The sequence below is a fragment of the Blautia sp. An249 genome (genome assembly GCF_002159835.1).
GTDB lineage: Bacteria > Bacillota > Clostridia > Lachnospirales > Lachnospiraceae > Blautia_A > Blautia_A avistercoris.
This window is the reverse complement of record NZ_NFJL01000011.1, coordinates 12,409-36,707: the sequence shown is the minus strand read 5'-3', so window position 1 is coordinate 36,707 and position 24,299 is coordinate 12,409. Positions and strand designations below refer to the sequence as shown.

The 24,299-nt window shown below is 46.2% G+C and carries 18 protein-coding genes; 14 read left to right on the top strand and 4 right to left on the bottom strand.

Annotated features, from left to right (window positions below):
* The first annotated feature begins 43 nt into the window (after positions 1-43).
* From B5F53_RS11175 to pckA, 8 genes are all read left to right on the top strand, one after another.
* Positions 44-1,033 carry an acyltransferase family protein gene (locus B5F53_RS11175; protein WP_087223405.1) on the top strand — a complete coding sequence of 330 codons (990 nt, stop codon included), beginning with the start codon at positions 44-46 and terminating at the stop codon, positions 1,031-1,033.
* A 66-nt stretch (positions 1,034-1,099) separates the two neighbouring features.
* Positions 1,100-1,846: an ABC transporter ATP-binding protein gene (locus B5F53_RS11170; protein ID WP_087223403.1), complete on the top strand. Its 747-nt coding sequence runs from the start codon at positions 1,100-1,102 to the stop codon at positions 1,844-1,846.
* Between the two features lie 14 nt (positions 1,847-1,860).
* A complete protein-coding gene (locus tag B5F53_RS11165; protein WP_087223633.1) occupies positions 1,861-2,778 on the top strand; it encodes a SufB/SufD family protein in 918 nt (305 codons plus the stop codon).
* A 202-nt stretch (positions 2,779-2,980) separates the two neighbouring features.
* Positions 2,981-4,321, top strand: coding sequence for an MATE family efflux transporter (locus tag B5F53_RS11160; RefSeq protein WP_087223401.1), 1,341 nt, complete (start codon positions 2,981-2,983; stop codon positions 4,319-4,321).
* Positions 4,322-4,445: 124 nt separating this feature from the next.
* On the top strand, positions 4,446-5,267 hold the full coding sequence (locus B5F53_RS11155; protein ID WP_087223399.1) for a hypothetical protein: 822 nt from the start codon (positions 4,446-4,448) through the stop codon (positions 5,265-5,267).
* A gap of 77 nt (positions 5,268-5,344) precedes the next feature.
* Positions 5,345-6,055, top strand: a complete 711-nt coding sequence (locus tag B5F53_RS11150) for a NifB/NifX family molybdenum-iron cluster-binding protein (RefSeq protein WP_087223397.1) — start codon at positions 5,345-5,347, stop codon at positions 6,053-6,055.
* A gap of 100 nt (positions 6,056-6,155) precedes the next feature.
* Complete coding sequence (locus B5F53_RS11145) at positions 6,156-6,353, top strand: hypothetical protein (protein ID WP_087223395.1); 198 nt, start codon at positions 6,156-6,158, stop codon at positions 6,351-6,353.
* A 238-nt stretch (positions 6,354-6,591) separates the two neighbouring features.
* The gene (gene pckA / locus B5F53_RS11140; protein ID WP_087223393.1) at positions 6,592-8,196 is read left to right on the top strand and encodes a phosphoenolpyruvate carboxykinase (ATP); all 1,605 of its coding nucleotides are present in this window, start codon (positions 6,592-6,594) and stop codon (positions 8,194-8,196) included.
* Between the two features lie 77 nt (positions 8,197-8,273).
* On the opposite strand, the gene B5F53_RS11135 is transcribed toward pckA, so the two are convergent.
* Both B5F53_RS11135 and B5F53_RS11130 read right to left on the bottom strand, forming a co-directional pair.
* On the bottom strand, positions 8,274-9,071 hold the full coding sequence (locus B5F53_RS11135; protein ID WP_087223391.1) for an ABC transporter permease: 798 nt from the start codon (positions 9,069-9,071) through the stop codon (positions 8,274-8,276).
* Entirely contained in the window at positions 9,019-9,831 is an 813-nt protein-coding gene (locus B5F53_RS11130; protein ID WP_087223389.1) for an ABC transporter ATP-binding protein, read from the bottom strand. Before B5F53_RS11130 ends, B5F53_RS11135 begins: the two co-directional genes overlap by 53 nt.
* Before the next feature lie 97 nt (positions 9,832-9,928).
* Between B5F53_RS11130 and B5F53_RS11125 the strand changes: the two genes are divergently transcribed.
* On the top strand, positions 9,929-10,564 hold the full coding sequence (locus B5F53_RS11125) for an epoxyqueuosine reductase QueH (protein ID WP_087223387.1): 636 nt from the start codon (positions 9,929-9,931) through the stop codon (positions 10,562-10,564).
* Here B5F53_RS11125 and purF read toward each other — a convergent pair.
* Complete coding sequence (gene purF / locus B5F53_RS11120; RefSeq protein WP_087223385.1) at positions 10,561-11,964, bottom strand: amidophosphoribosyltransferase; 1,404 nt, start codon at positions 11,962-11,964, stop codon at positions 10,561-10,563. The two genes, B5F53_RS11125 and purF, sit on opposite strands and share 4 nt — an antisense overlap.
* Before the next feature lie 12 nt (positions 11,965-11,976).
* A complete protein-coding gene (locus B5F53_RS11115) occupies positions 11,977-14,073 on the bottom strand; it encodes a glutamine synthetase III family protein (RefSeq protein ID WP_087223383.1) in 2,097 nt (698 codons plus the stop codon).
* 385 nt (positions 14,074-14,458) lie between these two features.
* Here B5F53_RS11115 and B5F53_RS11110 point away from each other — a divergent pair, with 385 nt between their 5' ends.
* The 5 genes from B5F53_RS11110 (at position 14,459) to B5F53_RS11085 (ending at position 24,261) form a co-directional block, all read left to right on the top strand.
* The gene (locus B5F53_RS11110) at positions 14,459-16,108 is read left to right on the top strand and encodes a CTP synthase (protein ID WP_087223381.1); all 1,650 of its coding nucleotides are present in this window, start codon (positions 14,459-14,461) and stop codon (positions 16,106-16,108) included.
* Entirely contained in the window at positions 16,074-20,600 is a 4,527-nt protein-coding gene (gene gltB, locus B5F53_RS11105) for a glutamate synthase large subunit (RefSeq protein ID WP_087223379.1), read from the top strand. The genes B5F53_RS11110 and gltB overlap by 35 nt, the downstream gene beginning before the upstream one ends.
* A 21-nt stretch (positions 20,601-20,621) precedes the next feature.
* Complete coding sequence (locus B5F53_RS11100; RefSeq protein WP_087223377.1) at positions 20,622-22,103, top strand: glutamate synthase subunit beta; 1,482 nt, start codon at positions 20,622-20,624, stop codon at positions 22,101-22,103.
* Positions 22,104-22,377: 274 nt separating this feature from the next.
* Positions 22,378-23,685: a type I glutamate--ammonia ligase gene (gene glnA / locus B5F53_RS11090; RefSeq protein WP_087223373.1), complete on the top strand. Its 1,308-nt coding sequence runs from the start codon at positions 22,378-22,380 to the stop codon at positions 23,683-23,685.
* Between the two features lie 27 nt (positions 23,686-23,712).
* Positions 23,713-24,261: an ANTAR domain-containing response regulator gene (locus B5F53_RS11085; RefSeq protein WP_087223371.1), complete on the top strand. Its 549-nt coding sequence runs from the start codon at positions 23,713-23,715 to the stop codon at positions 24,259-24,261.
* Positions 24,262-24,299: the final 38 nt, after the last annotated feature.

Here is a 24,299-nt window from a genome sequence, read left to right as displayed (position 1 = left end):
AACAAGAAAAACTTGGATTTCATTTTCAGAAAAGAGGGAGCAGATGAGAAATTCTTCCATTGATTCTTTAAAGGCAGTGGCCGCATATTTCGTCATTTTCATTCATTTTTCCTTCCCCGGATGGTTTGGAGAAGCGGCTGATGCTGCAGCACGTACGGCAGTTCCGGTGTTTTTTTTGGTGTCCGGCTATTTCTGCTGCCCGAAAGACTCGGAACCGAACGTATCAAAAATTCCGGGAAAGGCAGCTCATATCCTGAAGCTGATGCTGGTGGCCTACAGCTTTTACTTTCTCTGGGAGAGTTTCTGGAAAATTCAGGGAGGAGGGGCAATGGATTACTGGGAAACATGTTTTTCCATGAAAGCGGTATCCAATTTCCTTCTTTATAACTTTTCCCCGGTGAAAAGCCATCTCTGGTTTCTGCCGGCGCTGCTTTACTGTTACCTTCTCTGGTATATGGCGGAGAAATGGAAAAAAGAAAGGGCGGCATATTTTCTCATTCCTCTTCTTTTGTTTTTACATCTGTATCTGGAAGAATTTTCTTCTTTTTCCGGATTTGCGCTGAAAAGGTACCAGGTCAGAAATTTTCTTCTGACCGGTCTTCCCTTTTTCGCCATGGGGCACTGGATACGCCGATACCAAATACAGCTGAAGACGATGCTGCCAGGAACCTTTTATCTGACGGCAGGGACAGCAGGAACATTGCTGGCTGTTTTTGAACGGTTCTGGTGGGGACAGAAGGAATTATTTACAGGGAACATTCTGGCGGCCTTTGCTTTCTTTTTCCTGGCCGCTGGGGCTGAAGGCCAGACCCCATTGAAAAAGAGACTGGGCTATGTGGGATGCAGGTATTCTTTGCATCTCTACCTGTGGCATCCGGCAGTGGGGAAACTGGTACAGTTTCTGGCAGAACTTTTGAATATTTCAGAGAAAGGGGCTTATCACTGGATGAAACCCCTGCTTATCTGCATGCTGACCACAGGCCTGGCAGCTCTGATGGTCCAGATATGCCAAAAGAGAAAAGCACGTACTTGAATTTTAGAGAATTTATGTTATGATTAAGTGTAATGCATGACAGAAACATAAGATGGAGGTAAAGATATGCTGGAGCTTAGGAATGTTTCTTTTCAGGTTTCTGATGAAAAATCAAAGGAAAATCAGGACAAAGAAATTTTAAAAGATATTAGTTTTGTATTAAATGACAATAAATTCGTAGTAATCACAGGCCCCAATGGAGGAGGAAAATCCACCCTGGCCAAGTTAATCGCAGGAATTGAGAAACCCACTGCCGGACAGATACTCTGGGATGGCAGGGACATTACGGAAATGTCAGTAACTGACAGGGCGAAGCTGGGAATCAGCTATGCGTTCCAGCAGCCGGTGCGCTTTAAAGGTGTGACCGTCTTTGACCTGATCCGCCTGGCATCAGGGGAAAATATTACGATCAAAGACGCCTGCCGTTATTTATCCGAAGTGGGACTCTGCGCGAAAGATTATATTAACCGGGAAGTAAATGCCAGTCTTTCCGGAGGAGAGATTAAACGAATTGAAATCGCCACCATCATGGCCCGGAAAACCCAGGTCTCTGTCTTTGATGAGCCGGAGGCGGGAATTGATTTGTGGAGTTTCCAGAATTTAATCCACGTATTTGAGAATATGCACGATCAGCTTCATGGTTCCATTTTAATTATTTCCCACCAGGAGAGAATTTTAAATATTGCAGATGAAATCCTGGTTATTGCTGACGGACAACTGGTACAGCAGGGAACCAAAGATGAAATCCTGCCGTCTCTTCTGGGAACGGCGAATGCGGCAGATTTTGCATGCAGACAGATGAAAGCGATTTAAAGGAGGCAAAAGAGATGGACGCGATTCAGCAGCAGTTATTAGAGGCAGTGGCAGGACTTCACGAGATCCCCACAGGAGCCTATAATATAAGAGCCAATGGCGCAAGTGTGGAGAGAAATTCCACAGATCATATTGAAATTGTAACCAGGAAAGACGAGAAAGGACTGGAAGTGCATATTAAACCGGGAACGAAGCATGAAAGCGTGCACATTCCGGTAATTATGAGCCAGTCCGGACTGGAAGAAGTTGTATACAATGATTTTTATATCGGAGATGACGCGGACGTAACTATTATTGCCGGATGCGGCATCCATAACGGAGGAAGTGCGGCCAGCCGCCATGATGGTATCCACAGTTTCTATGTGGGGAAAAATGCGAAAGTAAAATACGTGGAGAAACACTATGGCAGCGGAGACGGACTGGGAGAGAGAATCATGAATCCGGAAACCATTGTCCATATGGATGAGAACAGTTTTATGGAAATGGATACGGTCCAGATAAAAGGCGTGGACTCTACGATTCGAAAAACCAGTGCAGATTTAAAAGAAGGCGCGAAGCTGGTGGTTATGGAGCGTCTTATGACCCATGGAAAACAGAAGGCAGAGAGCCATTTTAACGTATCTTTGGACGGTGAAGATTCAGGGGCAAACGTGGTTTCCCGCTCTGTGGCAAGAGATTCTTCCTATCAGCTTTTTGTCTCCCATATTATTGGAAATACCAAGTGTAACGGTCACACGGAATGTGACGCCATTATTATGGATGAGGCAAAGATCAGCGCAGTTCCGGAGCTGACAGCCAACAGCACAGAGGCGGCTTTGATTCATGAGGCGGCAATTGGAAAAATTGCGGGAGAGCAGATTACAAAGCTGATGACGCTGGGGCTGACAGAAGAGGAAGCGGAAGAGCAGATTGTAAGCGGATTTTTGAAATAAAAGAAGAAAATAAACAAGAGCCACTGAAAGGAACCATTCTGACAGCGGCTCTTTTTTTATGTAATAGGAAATTCCGTCGGATTTCCTATTACATAAAAAAAGAGCCGCTGTGGATGCGACCAGATGCATGTGGAATTATGACTGCCTGCGGCAGTCTGCATCTGGCGCGCAAAGTTTATTATAACAGAAAGGAAAAAGAGAAATGGAAGCAACAGAAAATCGTATGGGAACAAAGCCTCTGTTCCCTCTTTTAGTGTCGATGGCGCTGCCTCCCATGGTATCCATGCTGATTCAGTCTTTATATAACATTGTAGACAGTATTTTTGTGGCCAGGCTCAGCGAGCAGGCGTTAGCGGCTGTTTCCCTGGTCTTTCCCCTTCAGAATCTGTCCCTGGCATTTTCTGTGGGGATGGGAGTCGGGCTGAATTCCTGTATTGCCCGCCGTCTGGGGGCAAAACAGCAGAAAAAAGCCCAGGAGGCGGTGAACCACGGATTTCTTTTAGCCGGGCTGCAGGGACTGCTGTTTGTCTTTATCGGACTTTTTCTGTCCAGACCCTTTTTAAGCCTGTTTACGAAAGATTCTGCAACTCTGGATATGGCGGTTTCCTATTCCCGGATTGTCATCTGCTTTACCTTTGGCAGCCATATTCACATTGCAGCAGAGAAAATCTTTCAGTCAGTAGGACAGATGGTGATTCCCATGATTATGCAGATGGTGGGAGCCATTGTAAATATTATTCTGGACCCGGTTTTCATCTTCGGCATGTTCGGGGTACCCAAATTTGGCGTAAGAGGAGCCGCAATTGCCACAATTATCGGTCAGATGGCAGCCTGCCTGCTGTCGATTCTGTTTTTGTATGGAAGTAAAAATGCCATAAAACCTTCCTGGAAAGGTTTTCGTTTTAATGGAAAGACCATCGGAGATATTTACCAGGTGGGGATTCCTTCCGGAATTTTAGTGGCTCTGCCCTCCGCTCTTGTGGGAATTTTAAACGGAATTCTGTCTTATTCGGAGACAGCGGTGGCCGTTCTGGGACTGTATTATAAAATGCAGAGTTTTGTATACATGCCGGCGAACGGAATGATTCAGGGACTTCGGCCCATTGCCGCGTATAATTACGGGGCCGGATACGGAGCACGCCTTCGGAAAGTAGTCCGTATCTGTGTAAAAATGATTGGAGTTATCATGGCAGCAGGAACCGTTTTGTTTGTAGGATTTCCGGAACTGATTATGCAGTTGTTCGGCGCGCAGGAAGAGATGATGAAGATGGGTTCCATGGCTCTTCGGATTATCGGAACGGGATTTGTCTTCTCGGCGTTCAGCCTGACTTATTCAGGAACTTTTGAAGCTCTGGGAAAGGGAGGGTATTCTCTGATTATTTCCCTTCTTCGCCAGTTCCTTGTAATTGTACCTCTGGCAATACTTCTTCCCGCTGTCTGGGGAATTAACGGCGTCTGGGCGGCCTTTCCCGTGGCGGAGATTCTGGCGGCTGTTGTATCCGTCTGTCTGTGGAGGAAAACCAGAAAAACTGTTTTTGCCTAGACAATTCTAAAGAATCTGTGAACTGTTTTGTTTTCAGAGCATCTTATGTTACAATGAATATGCAAAAATCCGCCGGAAAAAGGAAGTGTTTTTTGGTAGGCGGAAAGAAAGGAAGGGATAATTCATGTATTGTCCAAATTGCGGAAAGAAAGTAGAGGGAAAATTCTGCTGCTACTGCGGACATCCGCTTCCGGTAATAACGGAAAGTCCTTCTGAAGAATTCAGGACGCAGGAAGAACTGGAAAAGAATCTGGAAAAAAATCTGGATGAGATGATGCAGAAAGACAGCTATCAGGATATTTATCAGGAAGAAGAGACTTTGGAAGAGTCCAGGCCTGTTCAGAGGAAAAACAGCAAAAACAGCATAAGAAAAGAGACGGTTTATGAGAAAAAGAGCCCGAAAAAAATTTCTCAGAAAAAAACAAAAAGAAGCGGGAATATTTCTCTGGATTTCCTGACGGATAAACTTTCCGGCAGCCAGATCCTGCGTTCAGGTCTTCTTCTGCGTCTGATTAGCTTTGCCTGTATGGTGCTCGTTGTCTGGAGTTTATTAAAAGAGTTCTGGCAGCAGAAGAATCATCTGGGTCAGATTTCCCAGATACTTACCCAGCAGAATATGGCTCTGGCCGTCTTCCTGCTTCTGTCGGTACTGCTGATTGTCTATGGAATCGGCGCCGCAGTGGGAATATTAAGAGGAAAGAAAACGAAGAAACAGGGTGCAGGCAAAAAAGTGCAGGTTACAACCAGAGGACTGCCGTCTTTCGTATTCTATTTTCTGCTTACCTTTGCCGCCAGAAAGATTATCTGGTATCTGCCCGGGGAACCTCAGGTAATGAACGGCCTGCGTCAGGCGGCCAATGTATTGATGGTTCAGAGCAGCGGAATCCTGCTGTTTTCAGGTCTTGGGATTGTGTGCTGTATCTGTGCGAAAATTCTTAAAAAATAGCAGAATGTTATTGACATATGATAATAACAGGAGTACAGTAATAATTAGCATATGATAATAATTAAAGGAGGATCCCGATGCCGCGTCCCAGTAAGGAGAAAAGAGTACAGCGTCTTCCTGCCTGCAGTGAATTCTATTCTGATACGGAACAGAAGAAGGAATGCAGAATTGAGATGACAGTGGAAGAATTTGAAACCCTTCGTCTGATTGACTATATGGGGATGACCCAGGAGGAGTGCGCCTTTACAATGGATGTGGGAAGAGGCACCATTCAGACTCTGTATGGAGAAGCCAGGAGGAAGACAGCCCGGTTTCTGACAGAAGGGGGAAGGCTTTCCATCTGCGGCGGGAACTTCGTAGTAAAAAAAGAAGACAGAAAGGAAGAAAGAGCAATGAAGGTAGCAGTAACTTATGAAAACGGTCAGATATTCCAGCATTTCGGAAAAACAGAGCAGTTTAAAGTGTATCAGGTAGAAGACGGGAAAATTCAGAGCGCCCAGGTTATCGGCACCAATGGAAACGGTCATGGAGCTCTGGCAGGATTTTTAAAGGAGCAGGGTGTGGATGTCCTGATTTGCGGAGGAATCGGCGGAGGCGCCAGAAACGCCCTTGCTGAAGCCAGAATCCAGTTGTATTCCGGCGCATGCGGCGATGCGGACGCTCAGGTAAATTCCTATCTGGCTGGAACCTTAAATTACGATCCGGATTTCGTGTGCAGCCATCACAGCCACGAAGGCGGCCATTCCTGCGGTTCCCATGAAGGTCACGGCTGCGGACACAATCACTGAGAAAACGAAAGAAAAGATTGTGTGAAAAGAAGAAAAAGTGTTATAATACTCTTAGAAAAAAGCAATCTCCGGAAAACGGAGAGGAAAAGGAGGGTTTTTTATGGCAGTTATGGACGGTTGTGAAGGCGGAAATAAAACCTGGGTATTAGAAGAGCGTGAATGTCCCCAGTGTAAAGCAGAGATGGATGTATATACATCCAGAGGAAGAGTGGTAGAAGACGCCGTGTGCAGCAAATGCGGTTATGTCATTAAAGCCCAGGAACAGGTTATTCCCGGCATGGAGAAAAAAGAATCCTGAACAGGAAAAAGAACGGACAGAGACGGAAAGTTTCTGTCCGTTCTTTTGACATTAGCGTTAAAAATTTATCATTTTTTAAAAAATATGGCGGATTTTTATTGATTTAATTGATTAAATATGTATAATTAGGAATGAGGGAGTCACAGCAATGTATTCCCTTACATAAATAATGTAAGATCTCAGGCTCTGAGAACTTGTTTTATTTATGTATTATTAAAGAAAAGAGGTTAAAGGTGAAATGGCAGAAATGAATTTAAGCAAGTATGGCATTACGGGAACTATAGAAATCGTGCACAATCCTTCTTATGAAATGTTATTTGAAGAAGAAACAAAAGCAGATCTGGAAGGTTTTGAAAAAGGCCAGGTAAGTGAACTTGGCGCAGTAAATGTAATGACTGGTGAATATACCGGACGTTCCCCTAAAGACAAGTTCATCGTAATGGATGAAAACTCCAAAGACACTGTATGGTGGACTTCTGACGAATACAAGAACGACAACCATCCTGCAACAGAAGAAGCATGGAATACGGTAAAAGACATTGCTTTAAAAGAGCTGTCAAACAAGAAACTGTACGTAGTTGACGCATTCTGCGGTGCGAACAAAGACACTCGTATGTCTATCCGCTTTATCATGGAAGTAGCATGGCAGGCACACTTTGTAACAAACATGTTCATTCAGCCTACAGCAGAAGAGCTGGAAGAATTTGAGCCGGATTTCGTTGTTTACAACGCTTCCAAGGCAAAAGTTGAAAATTACAAAGAACTTGGCCTGAACTCTGAAACAGCTGTAATGTTCAACATCACAAGCCGCGAGCAGGTTATCGTAAATACCTGGTACGGTGGAGAAATGAAAAAAGGTATGTTCTCCATGATGAACTACTATCTGCCTCTGAAGGGCATCGCTTCCATGCACTGCTCTGCAAACACAGATATGAACGGAGAAAATACAGCAATCTTCTTCGGTCTTTCCGGAACAGGAAAAACAACTCTGTCCACAGACCCGAAACGTCTTCTGATCGGTGATGACGAGCATGGTTGGGATGACAACGGCGTATTTAACTTTGAAGGCGGATGCTATGCAAAAGTTATTAACCTGGATAAAGAGTCTGAACCGGACATCTACAATGCAATTAAACGCAACGCTCTTCTGGAAAACGTTACCTTAGACGCAGAAGGCAAAATCGACTTTGATGATAAGAGCGTAACAGAAAATACCCGTGTATCTTACCCGATCGACCACATTGAAAAAATCGTTCGTCCGGTATCTTCTGCTCCGGCAGCAAAAGAAGTTATCTTCCTGTCTGCAGATGCATTCGGCGTACTTCCTCCAGTATCTATTCTGACACCGGAACAGACACAGTATTACTTCCTGTCCGGATTTACAGCAAAACTGGCTGGTACAGAGCGTGGTATTACAGAACCTACACCTACTTTCTCTGCTTGCTTCGGACAGGCTTTCTTAGAGCTGCATCCGACCAAATATGCAGAAGAGCTGGTTAAGAGAATGGAACAGAGCGGTGCGAAAGCATACCTGGTAAATACAGGATGGAACGGAACAGGAAAACGTATCTCCATTAAAGATACCCGTGGAATCATCGATGCAATCCTGAACGGAGATATTCTGAAAGCTCCTACAAAGAAGATTCCATACTTCAACATTGAAGTTCCTACCGAACTGCCGGGCGTTGACACCAACATTCTGGATCCTCGCGATACTTATGCAGATGCTGCTGAATGGGAAGCAAAAGCAAAAGATCTGGCAGGAAGATTTGTTAAGAACTTTGCAAAATACGAAGGCAACGAAGCTGGTAAAGCTCTGGTTGCAGCAGGACCTCAGTTATAATCAATCCAACATTTCACTTTTTCCGGGCGTGAGAGTTTCTCTCACGCCCGGTTTTGTATTCCACAAGGCAGGTGAAGCTATCTCCCACGCTGGCAGGCTTTTTCCACAGCAGATAAGAGAAAATACAGGGCCATTGCCAGCAGGCAGAGGATGAGAATGCTCATAATCACCCAGTCCAGCTTAAATACCTGGCTGCCGTAGATAATCAGATAGCCCAGTCCCTTTCTGGCGCCGATAAATTCGCCGATAATAACCCCCACCAGACACAGTCCGATGTTGACTTTCATCACACTTAAAATCAGTCCCACAGAAGAAGGAAGCACTACCTTAATAAGCTGTTCTCTCTTTTGGCCCCCAAGGGTGGCAATCAGCTTCAGCTTATCCGGATCCACCTCCTGAAATCCGGTATAGAGATTGATAACAGATCCGAAAATGGCTACGGAAAGTCCGGCTACGATAATCGTCCGTACATTTGCGCCCAGCCATACAATCAAAAGAGGAGCCAGGGCAGACTTGGGCAGACTGTTTAAGACTACCAGATAAGGATCCAGAATATGGGAGAGCCTGGGAGATGCCCACAAAAGTATGGAAACGCCCAGGCTTAAAATAATGACAAAGAAGAAACTGACCAGTGTCTCCAGTAAAGTCACACCGATGTGAGAAAGTAAGGACTGTTCCTTTAACATTTCTAAAAAGGTGAAAAAGACTCTTCGGGGACTGCTGAAAATAAAGGAGTCAATCCATCCGAGAGACGCGGCCAGTTCCCAAAAAGCCAGGAAGAAGACCAACAGAAGGAATCGTATCAGTAAAACAAGGGATTTCTCACGGCGCTGAGAGCGGAGATATTTCTTTTGTTCCGGAGATGTCTGTATCATTTTTATTCAGCTCCTTCCATATCAGATTAAAATAATACTTAAATTTCGGCGCATCTCTGGAGGACAGAGGCGTACGCCCGGGAAGCTCCAAATCTATCGGGATATTCTTTTGTATAGTGGCCGGCCGTTTCGTAAGAACAAGGATCCGATCGGCCATGCTGACAGCTTCAGAGACATCATGGGTAACTAAGATGGCAGTGCGGGATTCCTTCTTCAGGATTTTCCCGATGTCATCGGCCACTTTCAGCCGTGTCTGGTAGTCCAGGGCGGAAAAAGGTTCATCCAGTAAAAGCAGCTCAGGCTCCAGGGCAAGGGTACGGATTAAAGCCGCTCTCTGACGCATACCTCCGGAGAGCTGAGAAGGGTGGGAATCCTGAAACCGTTCCAGCCCGTAAGCTTTCAGCAGGTGCCGGACATAAGTCAGTTTTTCAGGTGTAACCTGATGCTGAATTTCCAGTCCCAGCAAAACGTTTCGGTAAATACTCCGCCATTCTAAAAGCTGATCTCTTTGCAGCATATAGCCCACGCGGGTGGTATTATGGAAAACACTGGTATGATTCAGTAGAATCTCCCCCTTATCCGGACGCAGAAGGCCGCAAATCAGATTTAACAGAGTGGATTTCCCGCAGCCGCTGGGGCCTACAATGGCGACGAATTCACCGGGAAAAACACAGAAAGATATATGAGAGAGGGCGTTGGTTTCCCCGGACAGACTGTGGTAAGAGAGGCTTATATCCTTTACTTCAAGAAGTGGATTCATAGAAAAACCTCCATATAGAATATAGTTTATCCTATGACTTGCAAAAGGGAATGTGCTATAATATCTTCTGGAAAATAGAAAGAGAGAATGAGAGACTATGGCAAATCAGAGAAATTATCAAAAAGAACTGGAGAAGCTGTTAGAGGACTTTCAGAGGGAAAACAGAGTTCCCACTCTGTTTCTTCACAGTTGCTGCGCTCCCTGCAGCAGCTATGTATTGGAGTATCTGTCTTCTTACTTTAAAATAACGGTTTTTTACTATAATCCGAATATCTATCCGAAAGAAGAATATGAAAAACGGGTGCAGGAATTAAAAAAGCTGGTTCAAAAGCTTCCGGCCCGGTATCCCATACAGATGCAGGAAGGGAGCTACGATCCACAGAGATTCTTCACTATGGCAAAAGGAATGGAGGAACTTCCGGAAGGGCAGGAGAGGTGTTTTGCCTGTTATCGGATGAGAATGGAGGAGAGCGCCAGACTGGCGGCGGAAGGCGGTTATGACTATTTTACCACCACGCTGTCCATCAGCCCTCTGAAAAATGCAGGGAAAATAAATGAAATCGGAGAAGAGCTGGAAGAACAGTATCAGGTTCTTCATCTCCCCTCCGATTTCAAGAAGAAAAACGGTTATAAACGCTCCATTGAACTCTCCTCCGAATACGGACTTTACAGACAGAACTACTGCGGCTGCGTCTTCTCCAGAGAAGAGGCCAGAAGAGCGGGAAGGATCTAAGAAATCTCCATAGGATAGTCGGCGTCGAAGCAGGCCTTACAGATGGGAAGGCCTCCGGCAATGGACGGCAGATCTTTTAAATCCAGATAGCCCAGAGAATCTGCGCCGATGGACCGACAGATCTCTTCCGGAGTTTTGGAAGAGGCTATCAACTGGCGGTTGGACGGAACATCGGTGCCGAAATAACAGGGATGCAGAAAGGGCGGTGAGCTAATCCGCACATGGATTTCCTTTGCTCCTGCCTTTTTTAACATCTGAATCAGAGCCGCGATAGTGGTGCCCCGGACAATGGAGTCGTCCACCAGAACCAACCGTTTGCCTGCCACCACAGAGGCCAGGACATTCAGTTTCAGGGATACGGCTGTCTGCCGTTCTTCCTGTGTGGGTTTAATAAAAGTCCGTCCCACATAGCTGTTTTTATAGAAAGCCAGTGCGAAAGGAATCCCTGACTGGAGGGAATAACCTTTAGCGGCTGTCAGGCCGGAATCCGGAACCCCGATAACCAGATCTGCATCCACAGGATGAGATCTGGCCAGGGCTTTGCCGCTTTGAATCCGGGATTCGTAGACGGAAACACCGTCGATGGTGCTGTCCAGCCGGGCAAAATAAATATATTCAAAGATGCAGCGGGCTTCTTTTTCTGCCATTGGATGGGTAAAGCGTTTAGAGGTAATTCCATCGGGAGTGATAGTAATCAGTTCTCCCGGTTCAATGTCTCTGACAAATTCCGCGCCGATAGAGGTCAGGGCACAGCTTTCTGAAGCGAGAAGATAGGCATCCTCAAGCTTTCCCAGGCACAGAGGCTTTAATCCCCAGGGATCCCGCACTCCAATTAATTTTCTGGGACTCATAATCACCAGTCCATAAGCGCCGTTTAATCTGGAGACGGCTTTAAGAACCGCCTCTTCCACAGAGTGGGAGCGAACCCGCTCTCTGGCAATCAGGCAGGCGATAACCTCTGAATCGGTTGTTGTATGAAAAACGGTGCCGGCACGTTCCAGTTCCTCCCGAAGAGGAGAAACATTTACCAGATTTCCATTATGGGCCAGGGCGATGGTGCCCTTTGCATATTTTAAGACCAAAGGCTGTGCGTTTTCAGCAACAGAGGCTCCGGTGGTGGAGTAACGGACGTGTCCGATTCCCAGGTTTCCGCAGAAATCTTCTTCCTTGGAATTTTTGAATACCTCACTGACCAGTCCGGGGCCTTTGCGGGATCGAATGTTTCCGCGTTCACCTTCTGTATCAGAAACAGCGATCCCACAGGCTTCCTGCCCGCGGTGCTGGAGGGCATAAAGTCCGGAATGGATAAGAGAAAATACGTTACCTTTGTGAAATTGATAAATGCCGAATACACCGCAGGCTTCTTTAATACCTGTTTGAGCGTTTGTCAAGTCTTCCATGTCCGAGTCTCCTTAAATGGAAAATAAAAGTTTGTCATAAGTAGGATAGGGCAGATAGTTGTCTGGAATCAGCCTTTCTGCCGCATCTACAGAAGAACGGAGCTCTTCCATATCTTTTAAGATGGTTCTGCGGTAATACAGAGAGGCTTCTAAAACATCTGTGAGAGCTTCAGCCGTCTGGGTATCTGCAGTTAATTTTTCAAGCCCTCCGGTAATTGCCGCGTAGGAATCGCTGAGCTTTGTCACAAGCTGTTCTTCGCAGGATACAGATAACTGAGGAAGGAAGGCTTTTTTGGAAAGGGCTGCAGAAGATACCTTTTCAAGATAGCTTAAAAGAGCCGGAAGGAAATCTTTCTGCACCATTTCTTCCATGGTCTTTGCTTCAATATGAATGGTCTTCTCATAATTTTCCATCATGATTTCATATCTGGAATGCAGCTCCTCAGTGGTGAAAATATGATGTTTTGTAAATAAATCAATACTCTTATCAGATACAAAACGGGGCAGGGCTTCCGGAGTGGAAACTAAATTATCCAGGCCGCGGCGTTTTGCTTCTTCTACCCATTCATCGGTATAGCCGTTGCCGTTAAAGATAATCCGTTTATGATTTTTAATGGTCGTTTTTAACAGGTTATGAATTGCGCTTTCCATCTCTTCAGGAGCAGCAGAGGAAAGCTCTTTGGTAAACTGGCTGAGAACCTCGGCCACTGCTGTATTTAAAATAATGTTAGGACCTGCCACAGAAAGGGAGGAGCCAAGCATACGGAATTCAAATTTGTTTCCGGTGAAAGCAAAGGGAGAAGTACGGTTTCTGTCTGTGGTATCTTTAATAAAGTGAGGCAGTACCGTTGCGCCTGTTTCCATCTGTACGTCTCTTTGGGTATTGAAGTAGGTATCGTTTTCAATGGAATCCAGAATCTGCGTCAGTTGATCTCCCAGGAAAATGGATACAATGGCAGGGGGCGCTTCATTGGCTCCGAGACGATGGTCATTTCCGGCAGTAGCTACGGAAAGACGCATTAAGTCGGCATAGTCGTCCACAGCCTGAATGACTGCTGCCAGGAACAATAAGAACTGGGTATTTTCAGCAGGTGTTTTCCCCGGTTCCAGTAAATTTGCGCCGGTATTGGTAATCATGGACCAGTTGTTATGTTTGCCGCTTCCGTTAATCCCTTCAAAAGGTTTTTCGTGAAGGAGGCATACCAGGTTATGTTTCTGAGCCACTTTCTTCATAATTTCCATAGTAAGCTGGTTATGATCCACGGCCACATTGGCAGTATCAAAAACAGGAGCCAGTTCGTGCTGGGCAGGAGCCACTTCGTTATGTTTGGTCTTAGAAGGAATCCCCAGTTTCCAGAGGGCTTCGTCTAAATCATGCATGTAAGAAGATACGCGGGGCTTTAAAGAGCCGAAATAGTGATCTTCCATTTCCTGGCCTTTTGGTGCGGAAGAGCCGATAAGAGTCCGTCCGCAGAACTGCAGATCTTTTCTCTGCAGGTACAGATCTTTATCTACCAGGAAGTATTCCTGTTCCGGTCCCACAGTAGTAGAGACATGAGAAACGTCTTTCTTGCCAATGAGATGAAGGAGCTGTACGGCCTCCTTGCTTAAGGCTTCCATGGAACGCAGAAGAGGAGTTTTCTTATCCAGGGCTTCTCCGCTGTAAGAACAGAAAGCAGTTGGAATGTAAAGAGTTCTGTCTTTAATGAAAGCGGGAGAAGTGGGATCCCAGGCAGTATAACCACGGGCTTCAAAGGTGGCCCGAAGACCTCCGGACGGGAAACTGGAAGCATCCGGCTCTCCCTTAATCAGTTCTTTGCCGGAGAAGTCCATAATGATTTCCCCGTCTCCAATAGGGGTAATAAAGCTGTCATGTTTCTCAGCGGTAAATCCGGTCATGGGCTGAAACCAGTGGGTAAAATGAGTAGCGCCGTGTTCTACCGCCCATTCTTTCATGGCAACGGCCACGGAATTGGCCACATCCAGTTCTAGATGAGTTCCGTTTTCAATGGTTTTTCTCAGGGCTTTATACATGTCTTTCGGAAGTTTATCCCTCATAACTTTGTCATTAAATACCAGGCTTCCGTATAATTCAGGAACATTTTTCATATTCAGGTTCTCCTTTCTGATGACAATAAAAAAGGCACTTCGGACAAAAAGTCCAAAGCGCCGTTGCTTTATGGGAAGAGTATACACCAAATCTGTAAATTGTCAATCCCTTTTTTAAAAAAAGAATTTTGAAAATTTGGGGATTTACAAATGAAAGAATTTAGTTTATAGTATTTCCATGGTTTTTTGAAGCCGATTACAATTAGAATATGTTTCCTGTAGAAGACAATGGCGTCTGAACACGAAACCGGTCATCTGATATTTTCTGTATTTCTACCAATACTAAGAAAACAGAGAGCAGATTTGACGGGAGGGTTGTTCAGGCGCTTTTCGTTTTGCAGCAGGGCTTCATAAATAGAAAAACTGGTTTGAGGAGGAAGCAGGAATGTCTGTAAAATATGTATTTGTTACGGGCGGAGTTGTTTCCGGACTTGGAAAGGGAATTACAGCCGCTTCTCTGGGAAGACTTTTAAAGGCCAGAGGATATCAGGTGACCATGCAGAAATTTGACCCTTACATTAATATTGATCCGGGAACAATGAATCCGACGCAGCACGGAGAAGTATTTGTAACAGAAGACGGGACAGAAACGGATTTGGATCTGGGCCACTATGAACGGTTTATTGATGAAAATCTGGATGAAAATTCCAATGTTACAACCGGAAAAATTTACTGGTCGGTGCTTCAGAAAGAGCGGCACGGAGATTTCGGAGGAGGAACGGTACAGGTGATTCCTCACATTACCAATGAAATAAAGAGCCGCTTTTATAAAGAAAAGAGCCCCCGGGAAGAGCGAATCGCAATTATTGAGGTGGGCGGAACCGTGGGCGATATTGAAAGTCAGCCCTTTTTAGAGGCTATCCGGCAGTTCCAGAGAGAGAAAGGAAAAGAGAATGTAATTCTGATTCATGTAACTTTAATTCCTTATCTGAAAGCTTCCGGAGAAATGAAAACGAAACCTACCCAGGCCAGCGTAAAAGAGCTGCAGGGAATGGGAATCTGGCCCGATATTTTAGTCTGCCGGTCGGAACAGGAAGTTCCCGGGGAGCTGAAAGATAAGATTTCCATGTTTTGTAATGTTCCCAGCAATCATGTTCTCCAGAACCTGGACGTAGAATATTTATATGAAGCTCCGCTGGCTATGGAAGAGGAGCATCTGGCTCAGGTGGTTTTAGAATGTCTCCATCTGGACTGTCCGGTTCCGGATTTAACGGAATGGAAAGAAATGGTGGAAGCCTTAAAACATCCGAAAACAGAAATTACCATTGCTCTGGTAGGAAAATATATACAGCTTCACGACGCCTACATCAGTGTGGTAGAGGCTTTGAAGCACGGAGGAATTGCCCAGAGATGCAGTGTGAATATTAAATGGGTGGATTCGGAGCTTTTAAAAGAAGACAATATGGAAAACATACTGGGAGATGCCGACGGGATTCTGGTTCCCGGAGGATTCGGAGAGAGGGGAACGGAAGGAATGATTCTTGCCGGCTCTTATGCGAGAGAACATGGAATTCCCTATCTGGGAATCTGTCTGGGAATGCAGATGGCTATGGTAGGATTTGCTAGAGAGGTATTGGGCTACCGGGATGCCCACAGTGTGGAATTTGATCCAAAGACCAGTCACCCGGTGATTGCTTTAATGCCGGATCAGAGTCAGGTAGAAGACATTGGAGGGACCCTTCGTCTGGGAGCTTACCCCTGTATTTTGCAGGAGGGTACAAAAGCCTTTTCCCTGTACCAAAAAACAGAGATTTCCGAACGGCATCGTCACCGTTATGAAGTAAATAATGAATACCGGGAGGATTATGAACGTCACGGTGTAATTTTCTCCGGTCTTTCCCCTGACGGAAGGATTGTGGAGATGATGGAATTAAAAGAACACCCCTTCTTTGTGGGCGTGCAGGGACATCCGGAATTAAAATCCAGACCCAACCGGGCACATCCGCTGTTTCGGGGATTTATAGCAGCAGCACAAAAGAAAAAAGAGGAGGAGGAAAAGGATGAGAGAGAAAAGTTTGTATCGGCCGGAGTTTGAACATGATAATTGCGGAATCGGAGCAGTTGTCAATATAAAAGGAAAAAAGAGTCATACCACCGTGGAGAACGCTTTAAAGATTGTTGAGAATCTGGAGCACCGGGCAGGAAAAGACGCAGAAGGAAAGACAGGAGACGGCGTGGGTATTCTCGTCCAGATCTCCCATAAATTTTTTCAAAAGGTATGTAAAAAAGAAAATATCGCCATTGGAGGAGAGAGAGAATATGCAGTTGCCATGCTGTTTTTCCCTCAGAATGAGCTGAAACGGAACCAGGCGAAAAAGATGTTCGAAATCATCGTGGAAAAAGAAGGACTGAAATTCCTGGGATGGCGTCAGGTGCCCATTCACCCGGAGGTACTGGGACATAAGGCAAAAGAATGTATGCCCAATATTATGCAGGCTTTTATTGAAAAGCCGGAAGATGTGGAAAAAGGTCTGGATTTTGACCGGAAGCTTTACATTGCACGCCGGATTTTTGAACAGAGTAATGACATGACTTATGTGGTTTCCATGTCCAGCAGAACCATTATATATAAAGGAATGTTTTTGGTGGGACAGCTTCGCACTTTCTTTGCGGATCTCCAGGATCCGGATTACCAGTCCGCCATTGCACTGGTTCATTCCCGCTTCAGTACCAACACGAATCCAAGCTGGGAGAGAGCCCATCCCAACCGGTTCATTGTCCATAACGGAGAAATCAACACCATTCGGGGAAATATTGACCGTATGCTGGCCAGGGAAGAAACTATGGAATCGGATTATTTTAAGGGAGAGCTGTATAAAGTCCTTCCGGTAGTAAACACCCAGGGATCTGACTCTGCTATGCTGGATAATACCCTGGAGTTTCTGGTAATGAATGGAATGGATCTGCCTCTGGCTATGATGATTCTGATTCCGGAACCATGGGCCAACAACCAGACCCTTTCCCAGGAGAAGAGAGACTTTTACCAATACTACGCAACGATGATGGAGCCCTGGGACGGACCTGCATCCATTCTTTTTTCCGACGGAGATGTGATGGGAGCCGTGCTGGATCGAAACGGACTTCGTCCTTCCCGTTATTACATTACCAGCGACGGAAACATGATCCTCTCTTCCGAGGTAGGAGTTCTGGCGCTGGATCCAAAGAAGATTGTGCTGAAAGAAAGACTGCATCCCGGTAAAATCTTACTGGTGGATACGGTTCAGGGAAAAATTTTAGATGATGAAGAATTAAAAGAATATTATGCGAAAAGTCAGCCTTATGGCGAGTGGCTGGACAGCAATCTGACAGAACTGAAGAGCCTGAAAATTCCAAACAAAAAGGTGGAATCCTATTCCAGGGAAGAACTGGCCCGTCTGCAGAAAGCCTTCGGTTATACTTATGAAGAATACAGAAGCAGCATCCGGAATATGGCATTAAACGGTTCGGAAGCCATTGCAGCCATGGGAACGGATATTCCTCTTGCCGTACTGGCGAAAAAGAGACAGCCCCTGTTTCATTATTTCAAACAGCTTTTTGCACAGGTAACCAATCCGCCCATTGATGCTATCCGGGAAGAGATTGTAACCAGTACCACGGTTTATGTGGGACGTGACGGAAATCTTCTGGAAGAAAAACCGGAAAACTGTCAGGTGCTGAAAATTAATAATCCGATTCTGACCAATACGGATATGCTGAAAATCAAAAATATGAAAGTAGACGGCTTTAAGGTGGCTACAGTGCCTATTACCTATTATATGGGAACCAAGCTGGAAAGAGCCATTGACCGTCTGTTTGTGGAAGTGGATAAGGCTTATCGGGAAGGGGCTAATATCCTGGTACTTTCTGACCGGGGCGTGGATGAGAACCGGATGGCGATTCCGTCCTTACTGGCAGTGTCCGCTGTTCATCAGCATTTGGTTGAAACCAAGAAAAGAACGGCTCTGGCTATTATCCTGGAATCCGGAGAACCCAGGGAAGTCCATCATTTTGCTACTTTGCTAGGGTATGGAGCAAGTGCAGTCAATCCCTATCTTGCATTGGAGACCATCCATCAGTTAATTGATGATAAAATGCTGGATAAAGATTATTATGCGGCGGAAAACGATTATAACAGCGCTGTTTTACACGGAATTGTGAAAATCGCTTCAAAAATGGGAATTTCCACCATCCAGTCCTATCAGGGCGCCAAAATCTTTGAGGCCATTGGAATTTCCCAGAAAGTCATTGACAAATACTTTACCAACACGGTCAGCCGGGTGGGCGGAATCACTCTGGAGGATATCGCAAGGGATGTGGAGAACCTCCATGCCAAAGCCTTCGATCCGCTGGGACTGGATGTGGATTTAGCCTTAGACAGTGTGGGATATCATAAAATGAGAAGCCAGGGAGAAAAACACCGCTACAATCCCCAGACCATCCATCTGCTTCAGCAGGCGTCATGGACAGGAGATTACTCCCTGTTTAAAGAATATACAAAACTGGTAGACCAGGAGCAGAGCGGCTATCTGAGAAGCCTGATGGATTTTGCCTATCCTTCTTCCGAAATATCAATTGATGAAGTGGAAAGCGTAGACTCCATTGTGAAACGGTTTAAAACAGGAGCCATGTCCTACGGTTCCATTTCTCAGGAAGCCCATGAGACGCTGGCTCTGGCCATGAACCAGCTTCATGGAAAGTCCAATACCGGAGAGGGAGGAGAAAGCGAAGAACGTCTGGATTCTCAGGGAACAGACAATGACCGCTGTTCTGCCATCAAGCAGGTAGCTTCCGGACGTTTCGGAGTGACCAGCCGTTACCTGGTATCGGCCAGAGAAATTCAGATTAAGATGGCACAGGGAGCAAAACCCGGGGAAGGAGGACATCTTCCGGCGAAGAAAGTCTATCCCTGGATTGCCAGGACCAGACATTCCACACCGGGAGTAAGTCTGATCTCCCCGCCGCCTCACCACGATATTTATTCTATTGAGGATTTGGCTCAGTTAATCTACGATTTGAAAAGCGCCAATAAATACGCGGATATTTCCGTAAAACTGGTATCAGAGGCCGGAGTGGGAACCGTTGCTGCCGGCGTGGCGAAGGCAGGAGCTCAGGTTATCCTGATTTCCGGCTATGACGGAGGTACGGGAGCGGCTCCCAGAAGTTCCATTCATCAGGCAGGACTTCCCTGGGAACTGGGACTGGCCGAGACCCATCAGACATTGATTCAGAACGGACTCCGCAACCGGGTACGGGTGGAAACTGACGGTAAACTTATGAGCGGCCGGGATGTGGCAATCGCCGCCATACTGGGTGCGGAAGAATTCGGATTTGCCACAGCACCCCTGGTAACCATGGGCTGCGTGATGATGCGTGTCTGCAACCTGGATACCTGTCCTGTGGGAGTGGCCACACAGAACCCGGAACTTCGGAAGCGCTTCCAGGGAAAACCGGAATATGTGGTAAACTTCATGCGCTTTATTGCCCAGGAACTCAGGGAATACATGGCTAAACTGGGCGTCCGTACCGTAGATGAGCTGGTGGGACGCACCGATTTGTTAAAAGTCAAAGGCCAGGCAGAACATCCCAATGCAGGTAAAATCGATTTAAGCCAGATTCTGTATCCTGCCTGCCAGGGAGAGAACCCGGTAACCTTCCAGCCGGAAAAAGCCTATGATTTCCAGCTTTCAAAAACACAGGATGAGAAGGTGCTGTTAAAGAAAATGAAAACTGCTCTGGTAACGGGAGAAAAGACTTCTGTGCACACCCATGTAACCAATGTGGATCGGACATTTGGAACGATCTTCGGTTCGGAAATTACCAGAATGTATAAAAACGGTCTTCCGGAGGATACTTTTACAGTGGAATGCGACGGAGCAGGAGGACAGAGCTTCGGAGCCTTTATTCCAGGAGGTCTGACGCTGAAACTCTGTGGAGACAGCAATGATTACTTCGGAAAAGGTCTTTCCGGCGGAAAACTGATTGTATATCCGCCAAAGGAGAGCACCTTTAAAGCAGAAGAAAATATTATCGTGGGAAATGTGGCTTTATACGGAGCTACAAGCGGAAGCGCCTACATTAACGGAGTGGCCGGAGAGCGGTTTGCTGTCAGAAATTCCGGTGCCAACGCTGTCGTGGAAGGTGTCGGAGAACACGGATGCGAATATATGACAGGAGGCAGAGTCGTCGTACTTGGCAGCACAGGCAAAAACTTTGCAGCCGGAATGTCAGGGGGAATCGCCTATGTGTTGGATGAGAAAAACGAGCTTTACCGAAACATCAATAAAAAAATGATTTCTATTGAAAAAATGGAAAGCAAATATGATATAAAAGAACTTCAGGAACTGATAGAGGCTCATGTGGCAGCTACAGGTTCTGAGAAAGGACAGAAAGTCCTGGAACATTTTGCAGACTATCTGCCGAAATTTAAAAAGATTATTCCAAATGATTATAAAAACATGCTGCAGCTTACCACGCAGATGGAAGAAAAAGGACTGGATCGGGATCAGGCTCTGATCGAGGCGTTTTATGAAAGCATGGAACAGAAATAAAGGACAGAGGAGGGAATAAGAATGGGAAAACCAACAGGATTTTTAGAATATGAGAGAGAAACCGCACAGGTTTTGGAGCCCAAAGAGCGAATCCAGAACTTTTCAGAATTCAGAGTTCCCCTTTCTGAAAAGAAACAGTCTCTGCAGGGGGCGCGCTGCATGGCATGCGGCGTTCCCTTCTGTCAGTCAGGCGTGATGCTGGGGGGAATGGTCTCCGGCTGTCCATTGAATAATCTGGTGCCGGAAACCAACGATTTAGTCTATACGGGAAACTGGGAACAGGCTTACCGGAGACTGAAGAAAACCCACTGTTTTCCGGAATTTACCGGAAGGGTATGTCCCGCCTTGTGTGAGGCGGCCTGTACCTGCGGTCTGAACGGAGAACCGGTGTCTACAAAGGAGAATGAAAGATCCATTATTGAAACGGCTTTTGAAAATGGCTGGGTGAAAGCAGAACCGCCCAAAATCCGCACAGGAAAGAAAGTGGCCGTGGTAGGAAGCGGTCCTTCCGGGCTTGCAGCCGCCATGCAGTTAAACCGCAGAGGCCATCTGGTCACCGTATTTGAGAGAAACGACCGGATCGGCGGACTTCTGCGCTATGGAATTCCCAATATGAAGCTGGACAAAAAGGTAATCGACCGGAGGATTCAGCTTATGGAAGAGGAAGGCGTCCGCTTTGTGACCAATACAGACGTGGGAAAGGATATTCAGGCAAAGGAACTGTTAAAAGACTATGACCGGGTGATTCTGGCCTGCGGAGCTTCCAATCCCAGAGATATTCAGGCAAAGGGACGGGAAAGCAAAGGCATTTATTTCGCTGTGGATTTTCTGAAAGGAGTGACCAAAAGCCTTCTGGATTCTGAGTTTAAAGATCAGGCCTATGTTTCCTGCAAAGGAAAACATGTGGTTGTTATCGGCGGAGGAGATACGGGAAATGACTGTGTAGGCACAGCCATCCGTCTGGGAGCCAAATCCGTCACCCAATTGGAGATGATGCCGAAAGCTCCCGATGGGAGAGCAGCAAATAACCCCTGGCCACAGTGGCCCAGAGTCTGCAAGACGGATTACGGCCAGGAAGAGGCAATTGCAGTATTCGGAAAGGATCCGAGAATTTATCAGACAACCGTATCAGAATTTATTCCGGATAAAAACGGCAATCTCTGCCAGCTTAAGCTGGTAAAGCTAAAAGGCGAAAAAGATGAAAAAACAGGACGCATGAGAATGGTTCCGGTAGCCGGTTCTGAAGAGGTGATTCCGGCAGAGGTGGTGCTGATTGCAGCGGGATTTCTGGGCAGCCAGAAATACGTAACCGACGCGTTCCAGGTGGAAGTAGATCAGCGAACCAATGTAAAAACCGGGGAAGGGTATCAGACCTCTAAAGAACGGGTATTTACTGCCGGTGATATGCACCGGGGACAGTCTCTGGTCGTGTGGGCCATTCACGAAGGAAGAGAAGCTGCAAAAGCAGTGGATCAGTCTTTGATGGGATATACCAATTTATAGTTGACAAACGAAGAAGACGATTGATATAATACCACCATGAACAAGGGCGTTCTTATCCGGAGACAGGTTCCGTGATAAGTGCGCTCTTTTTCTTGTTTAATAGGAAACTGCGTTCCCTATTAAACAAAACGCTCCGCTTGGATCGCACTGCGTCGGAGTGGAAGAAGGCGCTTTGCGCCCCCCGCCGCAGGCGGAGAATCCTGCGAGCAGGATTCTTTTTTATAATAGGAAATTCCAAAGATTACAAAATTTAAAATATAAAGGAGATTGTCTTATGGGGAATTATACCAGAGAAAAGATTATGGAGTTGGTGGAGGAAGAAGAGGTGGAATTTATTCGTCTTCAGTTTACCGATATGTTCGGCACCTTAAAAAATATTGCCATTACCTCCGGACAGTTAGAGGAAGCCCTGGACGGAAAATGCACGATTGATGTATCTGCAGTTACCGGAGATCGGGGATTTCGGGAAAGAGATATGTACCTGATACCGGATCTGGATACGTTTGCGATTCTTCCCTGGAGACCCCAGCAGGGCAAGGTTGCCAGATTCTTATGCGACATCACCTATCCGGATAAAAGACCCTTTGAGGAGAGTCCCAGATATATTCTGAAACAGGTATTAAAAAAGGCGGAGGATATGGGCTATACCTTTTATGCAGATCCGGAATGTGAGTTTTTTTTATTTCACACAGATGAAGACGGCGCTCCTACCACAGTCACCCATGAGCAGGCCGGATACATGGATTTAAGCCCTCTGGATCTGGGAGAGAATGCCAGAAGAGATATGATACTGACTCTGGAGGAGATGGGATTTGAAATTGAATCCTCTCATCATGAGCTGGCCGGCGGTCAGCATGAAATTGACTTCAGATATGCCAAAGCGCTGGAGACTGCGGATCGGCTGATGACCTTTAAAACCACGGTGCGGAGTATAGCGAAACGTCACGGGCTTCATGCCACGTTTATGCCGAAACCGAAAACAGACAGTGTGGGTTCGGCTATGCATGTAAGTTTTTCAGTCTTTAGGGACGGAAAGAATCTGTTTGCAGATGAGAGCGATGAAGCAGGACTCAGTAAAGAGGCCTATTCCTTTATTGCGGGTCTTTTAAAACACACGAAGGGAATGATGGCGGTTACGAATCCTCTGGTAAATTCCTATAAGCGTCTGGTTCCGGGGAATGATGCACCCACACGTCTGGTCTGGTCGGAAGATGGAAGAAGCTCTCTGATTACCATTCCCATTCAGGAAGGAGCAGAAAAACGAATTGAACTTCGGGTTCCGGACGGCGCTTCCAATCCTTACCTGGTTCTGGCAGTATGTATAGCCGCAGGTCTGGAAGGAATCCAGAAGGAATGGGCGGCGCCTCAAAAGGCAGAGACCCGGGAAGATTATAAAAAGGCAGAACGGCTTCCGGATAATCTGAAAGAAGCCCTGCTGGAATTTGAACAGGATACTTTAATAAGAAAAACACTGGGAGAAACTTTTGTGAAAAGATACCAGGAAGTGAAGTGGAAAGAATGGAGATCCTATATGACACAGGTATCAGACTGGGAACTTCGCGAATATCTCCATCGGATATAAGAAAGAGCTTGGAAAGCAGGAATGAAAATGATCAGTGTGATAATTGTGCTGCCCAAAATAGAAGATGGAAAAAAAATCCGTGATATTCTGGTGCGACGAGGATTTCAGGTGGACGCCGTGTGCAGTTCCGGGGCAAGAGTACTTTCAGAGCTGAGCCAGATTCCGGCTGGAATTGTAATCAGCGGTTACCGGCTGAAGGATATGTATTACACCCAGTTGGCAGACTATCTTCCGTCTATGGTGGAAATGGTCCTGGTTGGTTCTCCGAGAGTAGTGGCGGAATGCGGAGCTGGAATTGCAGCGATTACCACACCGATCCATGTAAGCGATCTGGTAAATACCCTGGAGATGATGCAGGCTCAGTTATACCGGAGACTGCAGAAAAAAAAGACAAAAAAGAAACAGCGTTCGGAAAAAGAACAGAACTATATAAATCGTGCAAAACATCTTCTCATGGAGAGAAACCATCTGACCGAGGAAGAAGCCTACCGCTATCTGCAGAAATGCAGCATGGACAGCGGAACGAATCTGGTGGAAACGGCGCAGATGGTACTTTTACTTAATTTTGAAGATTAGAAAACATAGACTTCTTGGGGTCTGCGGCCAGAGAGCAG

Bases quoted from the DNA above. Each gene is read 5' to 3' on its own strand.
- B5F53_RS11175 (WP_087223405.1), top strand. From the start codon at position 44: ATGAGAAATTCTTCCATTGATTCTTTAAAGGCAGTGGCCGCATATTTC.
- B5F53_RS11170 (WP_087223403.1), top strand. From the start codon at position 1,100: ATGCTGGAGCTTAGGAATGTTTCTTTTCAGGTTTCTGATGAAAAATCA.
- B5F53_RS11165 (WP_087223633.1), top strand. From the start codon at position 1,861: ATGGACGCGATTCAGCAGCAGTTATTAGAGGCAGTGGCAGGACTTCAC.
- B5F53_RS11160 (WP_087223401.1), top strand. From the start codon at position 2,981: ATGGAAGCAACAGAAAATCGTATGGGAACAAAGCCTCTGTTCCCTCTT.
- B5F53_RS11155 (WP_087223399.1), top strand. From the start codon at position 4,446: ATGTATTGTCCAAATTGCGGAAAGAAAGTAGAGGGAAAATTCTGCTGC.
- B5F53_RS11150 (WP_087223397.1), top strand. From the start codon at position 5,345: ATGCCGCGTCCCAGTAAGGAGAAAAGAGTACAGCGTCTTCCTGCCTGC.
- B5F53_RS11145 (WP_087223395.1), top strand. From the start codon at position 6,156: ATGGCAGTTATGGACGGTTGTGAAGGCGGAAATAAAACCTGGGTATTA.
- pckA (WP_087223393.1), top strand. From the start codon at position 6,592: ATGGCAGAAATGAATTTAAGCAAGTATGGCATTACGGGAACTATAGAA.
- B5F53_RS11135 (WP_087223391.1), bottom strand. From the start codon at position 9,071: ATGATACAGACATCTCCGGAACAAAAGAAATATCTCCGCTCTCAGCGC.
- B5F53_RS11130 (WP_087223389.1), bottom strand. From the start codon at position 9,831: ATGAATCCACTTCTTGAAGTAAAGGATATAAGCCTCTCTTACCACAGT.
- B5F53_RS11125 (WP_087223387.1), top strand. From the start codon at position 9,929: ATGGCAAATCAGAGAAATTATCAAAAAGAACTGGAGAAGCTGTTAGAG.
- purF (WP_087223385.1), bottom strand. From the start codon at position 11,964: ATGGAAGACTTGACAAACGCTCAAACAGGTATTAAAGAAGCCTGCGGT.
- B5F53_RS11115 (WP_087223383.1), bottom strand. From the start codon at position 14,073: ATGAAAAATGTTCCTGAATTATACGGAAGCCTGGTATTTAATGACAAA.
- B5F53_RS11110 (WP_087223381.1), top strand. From the start codon at position 14,459: ATGTCTGTAAAATATGTATTTGTTACGGGCGGAGTTGTTTCCGGACTT.
- gltB (WP_087223379.1), top strand. From the start codon at position 16,074: ATGAGAGAGAAAAGTTTGTATCGGCCGGAGTTTGAACATGATAATTGC.
- B5F53_RS11100 (WP_087223377.1), top strand. From the start codon at position 20,622: ATGGGAAAACCAACAGGATTTTTAGAATATGAGAGAGAAACCGCACAG.
- glnA (WP_087223373.1), top strand. From the start codon at position 22,378: ATGGGGAATTATACCAGAGAAAAGATTATGGAGTTGGTGGAGGAAGAA.
- B5F53_RS11085 (WP_087223371.1), top strand. From the start codon at position 23,713: ATGATCAGTGTGATAATTGTGCTGCCCAAAATAGAAGATGGAAAAAAA.